The sequence below is a fragment of the Coleofasciculus sp. C1-SOL-03 genome (assembly GCF_040220555.1).
GTDB lineage: Bacteria > Cyanobacteriota > Cyanobacteriia > Cyanobacteriales > Coleofasciculaceae > Coleofasciculus.
This window is the reverse complement of record NZ_JAVJUO010000078.1, coordinates 26,641-41,515: the sequence shown is the minus strand read 5'-3', so window position 1 is coordinate 41,515 and position 14,875 is coordinate 26,641. Positions and strand designations below refer to the sequence as shown.

At 44.3% G+C, this 14,875-nt stretch carries 10 protein-coding genes; 6 read left to right on the top strand and 4 right to left on the bottom strand.

The annotated features are described in order from the left end of the window. Positions 1-129: 129 nt before the first annotated feature. Positions 130-822 (bottom strand): carbonic anhydrase, encoded by a 693-nt coding sequence (locus RIE73_RS13770; RefSeq protein WP_446401710.1) that lies wholly within the window; start codon positions 820-822, stop codon positions 130-132. A 211-nt stretch (positions 823-1,033) separates the two neighbouring features. Here RIE73_RS13770 and RIE73_RS13765 point away from each other — a divergent pair, with 211 nt between their 5' ends. After that, complete coding sequence (locus RIE73_RS13765; RefSeq protein ID WP_446401709.1) at positions 1,034-3,313, top strand: GspE/PulE family protein; 2,280 nt, start codon at positions 1,034-1,036, stop codon at positions 3,311-3,313. Positions 3,314-3,438: 125 nt separating this feature from the next. Here RIE73_RS13765 and RIE73_RS13760 read toward each other — a convergent pair whose 3' ends face one another. Both RIE73_RS13760 and RIE73_RS13755 read right to left on the bottom strand, forming a co-directional pair. Then, a complete protein-coding gene (locus RIE73_RS13760) occupies positions 3,439-4,770 on the bottom strand; it encodes an ATP-binding protein (protein ID WP_446401708.1) in 1,332 nt (443 codons plus the stop codon). A gap of 255 nt (positions 4,771-5,025) precedes the next feature. After that, complete coding sequence (locus RIE73_RS13755; protein ID WP_446401707.1) at positions 5,026-6,078, bottom strand: diguanylate cyclase; 1,053 nt, start codon at positions 6,076-6,078, stop codon at positions 5,026-5,028. 1,004 nt (positions 6,079-7,082) lie between these two features. Between RIE73_RS13755 and mnmA the strand changes: the two genes are divergently transcribed. Both mnmA and sat read left to right on the top strand, forming a co-directional pair. Next, positions 7,083-8,147 carry a tRNA 2-thiouridine(34) synthase MnmA gene (mnmA, locus tag RIE73_RS13750; RefSeq protein WP_446401706.1) on the top strand — a complete coding sequence of 355 codons (1,065 nt, stop codon included), beginning with the start codon at positions 7,083-7,085 and terminating at the stop codon, positions 8,145-8,147. A 288-nt stretch (positions 8,148-8,435) separates the two neighbouring features. Further along, entirely contained in the window at positions 8,436-9,605 is a 1,170-nt protein-coding gene (gene sat, locus RIE73_RS13745) for a sulfate adenylyltransferase (RefSeq protein ID WP_446401705.1), read from the top strand. 226 nt (positions 9,606-9,831) lie between these two features. Here sat and RIE73_RS13740 read toward each other — a convergent pair whose 3' ends face one another. Continuing rightward, positions 9,832-11,868, bottom strand: a complete 2,037-nt coding sequence (locus tag RIE73_RS13740) for an ATP-binding protein (RefSeq protein ID WP_446401704.1) — start codon at positions 11,866-11,868, stop codon at positions 9,832-9,834. A gap of 106 nt (positions 11,869-11,974) precedes the next feature. Here RIE73_RS13740 and RIE73_RS13735 point away from each other — a divergent pair, with 106 nt between their 5' ends. The 3 genes from RIE73_RS13735 to RIE73_RS13725 all read left to right on the top strand — a co-directional run bounded on the left by RIE73_RS13735 (position 11,975) and on the right by RIE73_RS13725 (position 14,819). Next, positions 11,975-13,147, top strand: coding sequence for an eCIS core domain-containing protein (locus RIE73_RS13735; protein WP_446401703.1), 1,173 nt, complete (start codon positions 11,975-11,977; stop codon positions 13,145-13,147). A gap of 66 nt (positions 13,148-13,213) precedes the next feature. Further along, positions 13,214-14,323, top strand: a complete 1,110-nt coding sequence (locus tag RIE73_RS13730) for a WG repeat-containing protein (protein WP_446401702.1) — start codon at positions 13,214-13,216, stop codon at positions 14,321-14,323. Positions 14,324-14,414: 91 nt separating this feature from the next. Then, positions 14,415-14,819: a hypothetical protein gene (locus RIE73_RS13725; protein ID WP_446401701.1), complete on the top strand. Its 405-nt coding sequence runs from the start codon at positions 14,415-14,417 to the stop codon at positions 14,817-14,819. Positions 14,820-14,875 lie beyond the last annotated feature (56 nt).

Genomic DNA, 14,875 nt, shown 5'->3' with positions numbered 1-14,875 from the left:
AGCCACTCAGGTAACTTGACAGTAATAACTAATCAACAAAACCCGCCCTTATTCAAAAGCATTCGCGTCGTTAGCATGACAAATGACGTAGCTTGCTTCTCGATGAAAGCGAGTATGACAAATGACCACCTAATGAGCATTATAAGAGCCTTTAAAAATACGCTCTTGCTGTTCTGGCGTAATCCAAGTGGCTCTAGCAAATTGGGTTCTCGGTGGTACGAACTGACCTTGAACCGGGTTATATTCCATCACTTCTCCCGATTCAATTTCATACACCCAAGCATGGAGTTGCAATTTTCCGGCTTTGAGTCGAGACTGAATTACCGGATACGTGCGTAGATTTTCCAATTGGTTAAGAACATTCTCTTGAATAGACACATTAAGCAGGTCTTCACCTTCGTAACTTTGGTAATGTTCCTTAATAATCCGCCGCGTTGCTTCCGCGTGTTTGAGCCATTCGTAAACCATTGGCATTTCCTCTTCCAGCTTGCTGAGTTTCAGCAATCCTTTCATTGCACCGCAATGGGAATGACCGCAAACAATGATATCTTCAATACCTAACGCATGAATAGCATACTCGACGGCTGCACCTTCTCCGCCATTCGTCGCTCCATAAGGAGGAATAATATTCCCCGCATTACGGATGATAAACATTTCCCCGGGTTTGGTTTGGGTAATCAGATTGGGATCAATCCGGGAATCGGAGCAAGTAATAAACAGAACTCGCGGATGTTGTCCTTGAGAAAGTAACTCAAATAGCTCCCGGTGAGCTGTAAAGTAATTGGTTTGGAACTCATGCAGACCCTGGATTAATTGTTTCATCGATCAACCTTTCCACAAGACAAGGGGACATCATTGTCTATGATCCCACACAAGCGTAAGTTGTCACCCATTTAATTTGATAGTTGAGGCTGACAGGGGGATGGGGGAGATGGGGGAGATGGGGGAGATAGGGGAAACGAATGACCAATGACCAATAACAATATCTGCTATAGTTGCAGCAAATCTGGTGCATCGACTGAAATGACCATCAATGGCAACAACTGTCATGTCTGTACCAATTTATTTCTCGGCGCTAGCGAAAATTTTGATTAAGGCAAGGTATGTTAACCCTGAGCAGATGGAGGAAGCGATCGCGCTCTTTTTACAATGGAGCAAATCTGCCCAACAACAGTCTACCGTGAAAGGCTCACGACGCACAACTCAATCGCCCCACCAACGCGCCGCTATCCTGATTGAGATTCTCGAATCCCTCACCGAGTCTCAAATCCCACCCCATTTACGGTGTCAAGTAATCTGCTTCTTTTCACCCTTGTCTCCCTTTGCTAAAAAATTGGTTCAATCGGGTTACGTTAACCTAGAGCAAATGCAGACAGCGTTGATGGAAAGTCGAAAATCAGGAAAATCCCTGATCAACGTCCTGGAATCCATTTTAGGTTATCTGTCACCACCTGAATTAGTACGCCAGTACAGGATTTACCACTTATTGGAATTAAAAATTTTATATGGCGTTCCGGCTTTTGATATTGAACGCATGACTATTTCTCATCATCAGATCAGTCAACTCATTGAAAATGTAATTTCTATAGACATCTGTAGTCGCTATCGCTTACTTCCGCTATCGAAAACGGAGACTCAACCACCATCCCTTTTCGTCGCTATGGTTGATCCTGACAATTTAGACGCCCAAGACGATGTGAATCGGATACTGCGACTTCAAGGAATTGGACTACGGCGGATGGTGATTATCCAGGAAGACTATCAGCGTCTGATTAGTCAATATCGCGATCAAAAATTGGCACAAGAGAAGGAACAGGAAGCGGCAAAACAGACTGAGATAAGCCAAGATATTGAGAATATCGATACCCTATCTGATGCACCAGAAGAAACTGAAGCAGATTTATCTGAAGCTTGTAATGAAGCCGGTGGCGCTCCTGTTATTAATCTCGTCAATAGAATTTTGGCTAAGGCATTGCAAAATGGAGCCTCTCATATCCATATTGAACCTCAACAAGAGTATTTAAGGGTACGCTTCCGGAAAGATGGAGTCCTACACCAAGCGTTTGATCCTCTCCCCAAGAAAATCAAAGATGTAATTTCTACTCGCTTCAAAATCATGGCAAATCTTGACATTACCGAACGGCGAATGCCGCAACAGGGTAAAATTCGGCGCATGTTTCAAGGTTGCTTCGTTGATTTTATGGTTAGCATTTTACCGAACCGTTATGGAGAAAAGGTGGTGCTAAAAATAGTCGATAATTCCATTGCTCAGCTTGGCTTAGATATTCTCATTACTGATCCAGATACCTTGAAGATTGTCAGAGACATAAAAAGGCGTCCCTTTGGACTTGTTTTAGTAACTGGACATACAGAGTCAGGAAAAACAACAACTTTATATTCACTATTGGCAGAAAAGGCTCATCCGGGTGTGAATATTTTGACTATTGAAGATCCAATTGAGTATTCGTTGCCTGGAATCACTCAGGTTCAGGTTTGCCCGGAATATAGCAGAGATTATAGGGATATTTTAGATACTGTATTTTCGCAAGATGCTGACGTAATCCTGATCGATAAAATTCAAGACAAAGAAACTGCAATCAAGGCAACAAGTACGGCGATAAAAGGTCATTTTATTTTAACTGAATTATATGCCAAAGATACGGTGAGCGCAATCATAAACTTAACGGAATTTAGTGTTAATCCGTGGATACTCTCTGAGGCACTCTTAGGAGTCATTGCCCAGCGATTGCTTCGACGAGTCTGTAGTGAGTGTCGTATTCCTTATCAACCGGATATATCTGAGTTAGAACAATTTGGTTTATCAGCGTTGAGTCAGGATCAACGCACATTCTATAAAGCAAATACTATGCAACCTGAAGAGGTTTATGAGGCGAGAGCGAAAGGAACACTCTGTCCTAAATGTAATGGAATCGGCTACAAAGGTCGAATTGGCGTTTATGAAGTTTTACGCAATAGTGAACGGATACAATATTTAATTCGGGAAAAATATCCAGCAAAATTTATCAAAGAAATTGCCATTGAAGAAGGAATGAAGTCCTTATATGACTACAGTTTAAATCTCGTCAAACAAGGATTCACTACACTCGATGAAGTCAAACGAGTCACCTGGAATGATGCCATTTTAGCGGATAACATTCATAGTAGAGGCAACGCTAATTCTTCCGTAAATTTCAATAGACAATCTCTCGACTCTTGGCAAAAACTTCAGCAACTTGAGCAACAACTGGAAAGTCTGACTCGTCAGTATCAACAGTTAAAACAAGAGTTAGAACAGTCTGAGGATACCCAGTAAGCTGTTGATTATTTGATATACTGTAGGGTGGGCATTTCCCACCAGCCTTAACTTTTAACTTACGAGGGTTGAGTGAATTGAGTAGACACCGTTGTTGAGCAGACTCTAAATAAATTATAGATTAATTACTCTAACGGTAATAAAATTTCAAAGGTTGTCCCTTTGCCTAACTGCGACTGCATTAATAACTTGCCATCATGTTTCTCGGTGACAATCTGATGGGTAATTGCTAACCCTAACCCTGTTCCTTTTCCGACTGGCTTCGTCGTGAAAAATGTCTCAAATATCCGCTCTTGAATATTGGGTGCTATTCCTGAACCATTATCAGCAATTTGTACCGAAACCCAATCTCCTTCCTCTTTGGGTACTAAACGAGTGCTAATCTCAATCTGAGGCTGCCATGAGTCAGACTCATTTTCAGATTTTTCTGTCTTTTCATTCAGCGCGTCAATGGCATTACTAATCAGATTCATGAAAACTTGGCTTAGTTGACCCGATGAACAATTCACCATGGGCAAGTTTGCATAGTTTTTAATGAGTTCAATTCCTTTTTTAAGACGATTATTTAAAATAATTAATGTACTTTCAATACACTCATGAATATTGGCAGGCTGATGTCTCGACTCATCCATGTGTGAGAAGCTTTGTAGACTACCAACAATTTTAGTTAATCGTTCTGAGCCTAATTGCATACTTTTCAGGATTTTCGGCAAATCCTCTACAATAAAGTCGAGTTCATAGTCCTCTTTTAGCTCACTTAAATCTGCTGATGGCTGGGGAAGTTCTGCGGCGTATGCAGTTAATAGCTCAATTAACTTGGCACAATAATCGTCTAAGAATTCAAAATTTCCGCTAATACACGCGACTGGATTCTTTATCTCATGAGCAATTCCCGCTACCATTTGTCCCAAACTTGCCATTTTTTCGGTTTGAATCATTTGAGCTTGAGTTTGCTCATGCAAAAGCTGGGTGGTGAGTTCCTGAATTTGCGACTGAGCCACGAGTAATTGATGCACGTCTAATAGCCGATAGGTTCCTGGCTCGAGTTCGACAACAATCGGTTCGTATACCAATTTCGGTGTACGCTGAAGTGAGCGACGAGCCGCATCAACTATTTTTGTATCTCCTCTCAGGATTAAAACATCCCCACTGACAAAGCGGTATAACGAGTGCAGCGGACGTTTTAAGAACAGTTCTAACCCATAAGGACTGCTCATTTGTTCCAAAAACTGCCTTCGGGAAATCATCCCGACAAGTTTTCTATGTTGGGTGAGAATAACTCCAGGTAATAGAGGATTTAATTGAAACGATTGAGCCACGTCTCTACCGGGTTGCACTGATTCCACCTGAAAGTGATACAGATTAAGTTCTCGGATAGTGGAATCTAACGTCAGATTAGCGGTCTCGGCTTGGGGCAAGACGCATAAGTCGGGGTAGTAGTCTTGAACAGAAACCATAATGCTATAACAATTAAACCTCTAATTTGTATATAAACCCACAATCAGCCATTTGTCATTTGGCTTGTAAAATGATTTAATAGTTGGTTGGTACGAAATATTCTAAAAAATGAAGATGCCCTGAAATGTTAATATCGTTTTAAGAAACGATTAAACTTTAATAAAGACTCAGCTAAAACAGAAAATTGATCCAATTTAAGTCGAGAATCCCTGATATAATCTAGAGAAGGTTTAAGTTATCCGCCAGAATTAAGGCTAACGGGTATAGACAACCACGCGATCGCGTCCGGCTGATTTAGCTTGATACAGTGCCGCATCGGCGGCGGCGGTCAAGGTGGTTGGCGATCGTTGTGGACTGGGAATAATACTGGCGACGCCAAGACTCAAGGTAACCCGATGACTCGCCAAAGAGGTTGCATGGGGAACGTTTAAAGTCCGCACCGCTTCTGCAATTTCTTGAGCCACCTGAGTTGCACCATCAATAGGCGTTAGAGGTAAAATGACCACAAATTCTTCACCCCCATAACGCGCTACTAAATCTGCGGGTCGCTTCACTTGACGCTGGATAGCCGCCGCCACTTGTCGTAAACAATCATCACCCGCTTGATGACCGTAAGTATCGTTGTAGTATTTGAAACAATCAACATCACACATAATTAGCGACAGCCAAGAGTTTCCCACACAATGTTGTTGCCAACAGGTTTGTAAATAGTCATCAAATCGCCGCCGATTGGCAACTCGGGTTAAGCCATCAGAGGTAGCCAGTTGCTCTAATTGCCGATTCGCGACTTCTAAATCCTGATAAAGCTGCTTGAGTAACCGGGTGGCTAGTTCATGAATATACAACTGAGCCACTAATAATTGATAGGCATCCAATAGGCGGTAGGTTTGGGTGGTTAACTCCACAGCGATTGGTTCATAGAGTAAGGCGGGAGGACGTTCTAAACAATGGCGTGCTGCTGTAACAATTTGGGTATCTCCGGTTAAAATTAACACCTCGGTCTGGGCAAAACGATATAATGATTTGAGTGGTCGCCGCAAAAAGAGTTCCAGTCCATAAGGACTGCTCATCTGTTCCAGAAACCGTCGCCGCGAAAGTATCCCCATAAATCTCCCCTGTTCAATTAAAATAACTCCTGGTAAGACAGGGTTTTGTTGGAAGATCTGAGCCACTTCCTCTCCAGGTTGAGACGCTTCAAATTGGAAATTATAGAGAGGTAATTCTTCCAGCGTCGCATTGATGCTCAATTGCTTGATCTCTGGATAAGATGTCTCAAGTTGCATAGATGACTGTTGTATAGAATACATAGATGAATCCATCAGGGTTCTCTCATTCTCTCTAGCAACTGTTAAAAATAAAATTTTAACACCGATTCGCCAATAGTTCGGATTTAAATTATACATTTTTTACAATAGATTTAAATTAAGTTAAGTCAATAAAACCAGGTTAAGATTAGGTTATTAAAAAGTAATCAATAGAAAGTTAAAAGGGTAGCAAGTAGGTTGGGTCGAGGTACGAGACCCAACGCAACAAACCTGAAAAGGGTAGAAGGGTAAGGTTTGTATGGCAGTGAACTACAGGTATGACGGATGAACGACACAACCGGGTTTAATTGTGTTGGGTTTCGGCGCGTCAACCCAACCGACAACAGTGAAAGCTTGACTAGGTTCCCCACAAACCAAATAGCCGGTGGGGATGTTAGCCTAGATCAACAATTGATCTTTCAAAAGGATTAGTTGTCCATTCATGTCGTCAGGAACCCCACGGCTATAAGCCGGAGGCATCGAAATTGCCTATACCTGACCAGCCTAAGACCTACGAGGTCTACGTTACGCCCAAGAGTTAAAGTTCCTACCTTGGGATGCGTTCGCGTAGCGTGCGCGTAGCGCGTAAGCCAGTCCCATGCTCTAGAACTCCAGCATTAAACAGGCTTATAGGGTTAAACCAGTGTGTTGGAGATAGTACCGAGGCGTAACATTGGCGAGGCTAACGTCACCCCTCCAAACGGGAGTTCGGGGCAACCATACCCCACCCATATCGTACAGGTTGAAAACACGAGTCTGTAATTGCCCAGACGAAAGGTGAACGCAATACATCGAACGAGGTAAGTAAATCCAAGGCGGTAGGGGTTTGTACAGACGTAGCATGCTACGTCTGTACAAATAATGCAGTTTTGTACACGGGAAATGGAGCCGATGCACTTCCCAAAAAGGAAGTCCTGTCGGACTGCTATTTATGTAAGGGAACGAATTCCTCCCCATACATAAATGACAGGGGTTTCCATTCGCCCCCTTACCAACCCCGATTTTCGATGAATAAAGTTGTCGTCGGTCTATCCGGTGGAGTTGATAGTTCAGTTGCCGCCGCTACCTTACATCATCAAGGCTATGAAGTCGTTGGTTTGACCCTGTGGTTAATGAAAGGCAAGGGTCAATGCTGTTCTGAGGGAATGGTCGATGCGGCGTTTATTTGTGAGCAACTGGGCATTCCTCATCATATTGTGGATAGTCGTGAGGTGTTTCAGGCAAATATCGTCGATTATCTGGTTTCGGGGTATGAATCGGGAATCACGCCCTTACCTTGTTCTCAGTGCAACAAAACCGTTAAATTTGGTCCGATGCTCGCCTACTCGCGGGAGACGTTAGGCATTGATAAAATGGCTACGGGTCACTATGCGCGGATTCGCTATGATGCCAAGCGCGATCGCTATCAGTTGCTACGGGCAGTAGACTCGAATAAAGACCAGTCTTATTTCCTGTACGACTTAAGCCAAGAGTTACTCGCCGCCTCGATATTTCCTTTAGGCGAACTCCAGAAGACGCAAACCCGACAGCTTGCGGCTGAATACCAACTCAAGACGGCGGCTAAGCCAGAAAGTCAGGACTTGTGTTTGGTGGAGTCCCATGGTTCGATGCGGAAGTTTTTGGATCAGTATATTTCCCAAACCACGGGAGATATCGTAGATATGAAGGGTAAGGTCTTAGGGCAACATAACGGGATTCACCATTACACGATTGGACAACGCCGAGGACTGGGTATTTCTGCGCCGGAACCGTTATACGTTGTGGCGATTGATGCTGGGGCGAATCGTGTCATTGTCGGCGATCGCGCTAGTGCAACGCAACCCGATTGTACCGTGGGGCGAGTCAATTGGGTATCAATTCATCCGCCAACAACTCCGATTCAGGCGTCGGTGCAAGTGCGGTATCGCAGTCGTCCGGTAGATGTGACGGTGATTCCTCTAGAGGGGAATCGGATGAAACTGATTTTTGATCAGCCGCAATTTAGCATTACTCCCGGACAAGCCGCTGTTTTGTATGATGGAGAAATGCTGCTAGGGGGTGGAATTATTGAACGAAAGCAGGATGCAGTGTAGAGACATGCCATAGCACGTCTGGGATATGGGGGGTTGTTCTGTAGGGTGGGCATTGCCCACCTACGGTAACTGTTTTGGCAATGGTTCAATCTGTCCATGAGCGTAGCCTATTTTTCCATAAAGAATGTCCTAACCTGTCTTAGTGCCGCTATAACTGGGGCTTGCTGGACGAATGACAAATGACAAATGACAAATGACAAATGACGAATGGCAAATGACGAATAATTGCCCAGAACCCATAAAGCAGATTATTTTAGAGGTGCAGTTGACGCAAGAAAGGAAAAGACATTGAGTAAGCATTCGGATGGAATCGCCCCTCATGGGGGTCAACTCATCAATCGCATTGCCTCAGAACAACAGCGGTCAGAATTTTTGGAGAAAGCGGATTCTCTACCCAGAGTGCAACTTGATGCCTGGGCTACCTCTGATTTAGACTTAATCGCGATCGGTGGATTTAGTCCCTTGACTGGGTTTATGGAGCAAGCGGATTATGAGTCAGTTGTGGATAATATGCGTCTGGCAAGTGGTTTACCTTGGTCTATCCCGGTGACTCTATCGGTTACTGAGGATGTGGCTGAACCGTTAAAGGAAGGCAGTTTAGTGCGTCTGGATGACCAGAATGGACACTTTGCCGGCGTGTTAGAACTCACCCAGAAATATCGCTATGACAAAAAGCGGGAAGCGGAAAATGTGTACCGCACCGATGAGGAAAAGCATCCCGGTGTCAAGGTGGTTTATAACCAAGGAGATGTGAATCTAGCCGGTCCGGTTTGGTTATTGCAACGGTATCCCCATCCCCTGTTTCCGAAATATCAAATTGACCCGGCTCAATCGCGGACGTTGTTTAAGGAACGAGGCTGGAAAACCGTGGTAGGGTTCCAAACCCGGAATCCTATTCACCGGGCGCATGAATATATTATTAAATGTGCTTTGGAAGTCGTGGATGGGTTATTCCTGCATCCCTTAGTCGGTGCCACCAAAAGCGATGATATCCCTGCTGATGTGCGGATGCGTTGCTATGAAATTATGAAAGACAACTATTTCCCCCAAAACCGGGTGATTTTAGCGATTAACCCTGCCGCGATGCGTTATGCCGGTCCCAGGGAAGCCATCTTCCATGCGATCGTGCGTAAGAATTACGGGTGTACTCATTTTATTGTCGGGCGTGATCATGCGGGTGTGGGTGACTATTATGGCACTTACGATGCTCAACATATTTTTGAAGAGTTTGAGCCGGATGAATTAGGAATTATGCCGCTAAAATTTGAACACGCTTTTTACTGCGAAGTGACGGAGACAATGGCAACCGCCAAGACAAGTCCCAGCACTCCCGATCAACGGATTCATTTATCAGGAACCAAAGTCCGGGAAATGTTACGCAAAGGTGAGTTACCGCCGCCGCAGTTTTCTCGACCATTAGTCGCGGCGGAATTAGCTAAGGCGATGAAGGTGGAATAGTGTTTGGGTTTGTTTGTAGTCAGGGCTTTAGCCTAAGATTTTATTCGGTTTCCTTGGCTCAACCCCCAATGAGTGTTCTGGGGCGCACGTCGGTTATCCGGGTCAACTTAATCTAAACCCCTCACCCCCAACCCGTGTAGAGACGCGCCATGGCGCGTCTTCCCTGCTTATTCAGCTTGATTCGGAATTGGACACAGTGAAGATCGCTGCGCCCAAAAAGTTTAACTTATTTGGATTTAGATTTGGACTTAGATTTAGATTTAGATTTCGATGGTTCCAGCCAATCCTGAGTACCAACACTAATCACGGTTTGAATTTGCATCTTGATCCCTTCAGTTTGCGCGGCTGCCAATAGATGCTTCATTCCCACTGGTTCTGAGGCTTCAGCGGCGAGAAAGGCTGCGGCTAAAGCAATATTGTGGATACTGCCTCCGGAAACAGCCAGCCGCGCTAACTTCTCAAAATTCAATCGTCGGGTGGGGGTAGACTTGGGAAAGACGCGCCGCCAAATCTGCTCTCGTTGCATTGCATCGGGGAAAGGAAATTCCAGCACAAAGCGCAACCGTCGCTCAAAAGCTGAGTCAATCGAGTCTCTTAAGTTGGTGGTGAGAATTGCCAACCCTTGATAGTTTTCTAAGCGTTGGAGTAGATAACTGACTTCTTGGTTGGCATAGCGATCGCGGGCGTCTTTGACTTGACCGCGTTTGGCAAATAAAGAATCAGCTTCGTCGAATAATAAGACTACACCGCCGACTTCAGCCGCGTCAAAGATTTGAGCGAGGTTTTTCTCCGTTTCTCCGATATATTTACTGACAACTGCACTCAGATCGATGCGGTACAGGTCGAGGTGCAGTTCTTTGGCAATAATTTCAGCAGCAGTGGTTTTACCTGTACCACTTTGACCGTAGAATAATGCTGTTAGTCCCAGTCCCCGACTCTGTTTTCCACCCATTCCCCAATCCTGATAGACTTTGGCGCGTTGGCGGGTGTGGGCGACAATTTCCTTGAGGGTTTTGAGTTGGGATTCTGGCAGAATCAGGTCATCCCACGTCATTGGCGTTTCAATGCGTTGGGCAAGTGCATCTAGGCGGGGACGGGCTTGGTGGCGGCTAGTATTCCACAGGGTTGTTCCTAAATTGGTGTGACGATTGCGGTTAACCTGATGGATGGCTTGGGTGCAGACGGAGTGAATCGCACTTTGGCTGAGATTGAATTGGGCGATTAAGCGATTAATGTCGCCATTGAGTTCGTTTCCGTTGTCTGCCAGATAGGTGAAAAATAGGGAACGTTGTTCTTGGAGAGTAAGTTTGGGTATATCGTAGGTGGTTAGGGAGCATTCTGTTACGGGAAGTCGCTGTTGGCTACTTAGGATTAGGGGAGTATTGATTTCCGCGATGAATTGAGAAATCAGTGATTGTCCCTGTGAATCTGTCATGTTTAGAGAGTCACATTCGAGGAACAATACACCATTGGTTAAGATAGCTTCCCGTTCCCAGCGTCGCCGTAATTGATGCAGTTGGGTGGAATCTGAGGGGAGTACCGTTGCTGACATACGACGGATAGAACAGCCAAATAACGTCGTGGCTTCAGCCGCAATGCGGCGTTTTGTGGTCAAATCTGAGCCAGACAATTCGATAATGGGCAGGTTTGAGGTGGGGGGAGATTCAGACCAAGCCGAAGCAATGATCTGGGCAATTTGCTGATGGGATGGGGGAAGGGTTAATTCTCCTGTTAAACCGAGATCTAGGAGTTTAACTCGCTCATCAAGTTGAACATCGATGCTGGGTTCACCTAAAAGATAGCAGAGGATACGGGGGTCAATGCGGAGGGGCGATTGGGTTAAGGTTACGCCGGGAGCGATTTCAATCAGTTGCCAATATTGTAAGGGGGATTGTCGTCCTAGGACACTTAAACTGATGTTGGGTAGGGCAGATAAGGCTAAACTCAGGGTCGGGTAATTAATCTGGGAGTCGCCACTGGCTTGACGACAGAGTGACGGGAAATCGGGGTCGAGTTCCATGCCTACACATAGGAGAAGGATATCGCGATCGCAGGCAGATAAGCCGAATTGGGTGCAGAGGATATCCAAGGCAAAGGGAGTCGCCGAGTTAGGTATTTCCGGTGGGGAAAAATCGGGGTTTGGATCAGTTATCTGATTCTGTTTCTGGGAAATATAGCATTCAAGATGACGATAGACTCGGTTAACCGAGGTCATCAAATATTGATAATTGGCTTTGTACCAATCTATTGCTGTAGAAGTCATAGAATGGATAGAACCCCTGAAGTGGAAGTGAAAGTTGTCCGATATAATTTTTATATACAGCATATAGTTTACTATAATTAATTGCAAGTTATATAGTCATCCGCTTATGCAGGAAGCTCAACAGAAGAAAAGTTCGTTTATTCGACCCGCCCTGGCGTCCAAAGACAGTGCAACTAAAGGGTTTACACCACCGCGATTTCCCGTACAGCCACAAGCCAAACCACCGTCAAAGGCGACTCGCGCTTATTCGAGTGATCAGAGAGATTTAATTCAGGCAAAGCTGCTTGAAGGGATGGATAAGGCGATTCAAAAGCAGGCGCCAGCGGAAGCCATCCAGCCCAAATGTGCCAAGTGTGAAGCCGAGGATGGGGTGCAACTCAAAGACGATGGGGAGTCGGTACAACAGAAGTCACCCCAAGACATTGCCGCTGATGGATTCACAGAAACGCCCAGACAACTACCGCATTTGGATAAGATCCAAAAGTCCTTTGGTCAAGACATGTCCCATGTTCAAGCGTTTATCGGCGGCAAAGCGACAACGGCGTCTGTTCAGTTGGGGGCGGCGGCTTATACCTCTGAGAATCGGATTGCTTTTGCCAAAACTCCGAGTTTGGGGTTAGCCGCCCATGAAGCCGCCCATGTGGTGCAGCAACAATCGGGGAAGGTGCAACTGAAGGATGGTTTGGGACAGGTGGGGGATAAATATGAACAGCACGCCGATGCGGTAGCCGATGCCGTGGTAGCTGGGAAATCGGCTGAACCTTTATTAGGAGAGTATACAGGAGTAGCACCACCTCTACAAAAGGAATATCCTAATTTTGTACAGGGTGAGGACTCACAGAGTAAATTCAAGCTACCAATGTTCCCTCAAACCAAGACTATTCAGCACCAACCAATGAAGGGGGAAGTAGGAAATATTCAAGCTCAAGCTGATCGCCCTGCTACAAGTTTTCAAATCGGGCAAACACTAGGAGTTAATACTCGTGGTTATCGGGGTTGGCAAGAAGGAACAAGCGGATGGGTGACAGCCCTAGACGAGAGTGGTCAACGAATTAGTTTACCTGATTATTTGAAAGTTAAATATGAGGGATTCAGGCAGGGACGAGATTACTTTGAGTCCTTGGAAGGACATGAAGAAGACTTATACAGAAAAAAACTAAGTCTCGCACCGGGCTATCTTGACGATACTATGACTTGGGGTGGGTCGGCAGATCTCACCTATACTGATATGAATTTGATAAATTATATATGGAATCGAAATGCGAATTCCCCTCACTAATTTGAGCTAAAGTTATTTGGTGAACTTAGTCAAAATCCATGTTAAATTCTAGTTTTGAATACCAGTATGTGCCTAACCTCAAACAAAAATATTCTTCAAATAAGTTTGATGTTTTTGGTTTTGGGTCTGGCTCTTGCCGCTTTAATTTCCTGTAGTCCGGCAGATCAGAGACTAATCTCAAACAATTCCTGGGAGTCAGTTGACTCACCCAATCTCTCACCGATAGAAAGTCAAGAAACAAATCAATTACTTCCGATTATTCAGGGTGATAAATATGGTTATATAGACTCAACGGGGCAGATTATTATTGAACCGCAGTTTAATGAAGCTGGTTTTTTTTCTGAAGGACTAGCATGGGTCAGAATTGGGGGTAAGAATGGCTTCATTGACAAAACGGGGCAGATTATTATTGAACCACAGTTTGATCGTGCTTCTTCCTTTTCTGAAGGACGAGCTGCTGTAGGTATTGGTGGTAAGATGGGCTATATTAACAAGACTGGCAAACTGGTTATCCCACCACAATTTAATACAACGTATCGGTTTTCCGAAGGGCTAGCTAGGGTCGCAATTAATGGTAAGTGGGGCTATATCGATAAGACGGGCAAGATAATTATCCAACCGCACTTTCATAAAGCTAGAGACTTTTCCGAAGGACTGGCATTAGTTAGGCTTGGCAAACAATCAGGTTATATCGACAAAACGGGGCAGTTTGTTATCGAGTCACCTTTGAGTTTAGATAGAAATTTCTCCGAAGGTTTGGCAGTGGTGAGATCGGGTGTCGAGTGGGGCTATATCGACAAAACTGGACAAATAGCTATTGATTTACAGTTTAGACAGGCTTTTGATTTCTCCGAAGGGTTAGCCGCCGTAGTCACAGGTCCACCTATTCGGGAAGGACCACTAGAAATGACCGATGTAACTTGGGGCTATGTTGATAAAACAGGTCAGATGGTGATTAAAACGGAGTTTGATAAAGTCGAAGACTTTTCTGAAGGGCTTGCTGCTGTAGCTGTGGGTGAAAAGTGGGGCTATATTAATAAAAGTGGGCAGATCATAATTGAGCCTCAATTTGATTTTGCCAGTGAATTTTCCCAAGGATTGGCATGGGTGACAATTGACAGCAAGTCAGGTTATATCGATAACACCGGAAGGTACATTTGGTCTCCCAAGAACTGATTTATCGAGTTGACATGAAGCATAACTATAGGCTATTCGTGAGTCCTTGTTTGAACCTTGACAAAATATATTTATATTATGTAAGAGGTTTATGTTATTTATTTTTTTATCTCCTTTTATTTATTTGCCTTTACTCATGATATATACCATTAAAAACAATGAAACACGCCGTACAAAAATAAAAATTATATCTACAATATTATTGACCAAAATAGCCATATTTTTTAGTTATTTTAGTAATGCGTTTGGCGTAGAGGTACGACTAGAAGAAGAGTCTCCTTTTAATCCTCATTTTCATATAGACCCTAGACTGGATATCGCTCGAGATTTTGCAGCGATCAGCGTGTTTTTATCTATGTTATCAATCTTTTTGTGTTTGGTGATTTTACCTCAAAATCGACGAATAATACGTTGGATAATAACGCTCACGGCTATAGCCTCATTAAGAATTAGTGCTTATCGACTGGCAGAAGCTATGTGGCTCTCCCGTACTTGAGGTGATAATTTTGTTTCTGGGAAATATAGCATTCAAGATGTTGTCCGATATAATTT

What these genes read in the sequence shown, in the direction of transcription:
- RIE73_RS13765 (WP_446401709.1), top strand. Translation starts at nt 1,034, where the DNA reads ATGGCAACAACTGTCATGTCTGTACCAATTTATTTCTCGGCGCTAGCG.
- RIE73_RS13740 (WP_446401704.1), bottom strand. Translation starts at nt 11,868, where the DNA reads ATGACTTCTACAGCAATAGATTGGTACAAAGCCAATTATCAATATTTG.
- RIE73_RS13725 (WP_446401701.1), top strand. Translation starts at nt 14,415, where the DNA reads ATGTTATTTATTTTTTTATCTCCTTTTATTTATTTGCCTTTACTCATG.
- RIE73_RS13735 (WP_446401703.1), top strand. Translation starts at nt 11,975, where the DNA reads ATGCAGGAAGCTCAACAGAAGAAAAGTTCGTTTATTCGACCCGCCCTG.
- RIE73_RS13770 (WP_446401710.1), bottom strand. Translation starts at nt 822, where the DNA reads ATGAAACAATTAATCCAGGGTCTGCATGAGTTCCAAACCAATTACTTT.
- RIE73_RS13760 (WP_446401708.1), bottom strand. Translation starts at nt 4,770, where the DNA reads ATGGTTTCTGTTCAAGACTACTACCCCGACTTATGCGTCTTGCCCCAA.
- mnmA (WP_446401706.1), top strand. Translation starts at nt 7,083, where the DNA reads ATGAATAAAGTTGTCGTCGGTCTATCCGGTGGAGTTGATAGTTCAGTT.
- RIE73_RS13730 (WP_446401702.1), top strand. Translation starts at nt 13,214, where the DNA reads ATGTGCCTAACCTCAAACAAAAATATTCTTCAAATAAGTTTGATGTTT.
- RIE73_RS13755 (WP_446401707.1), bottom strand. Translation starts at nt 6,078, where the DNA reads ATGTATTCTATACAACAGTCATCTATGCAACTTGAGACATCTTATCCA.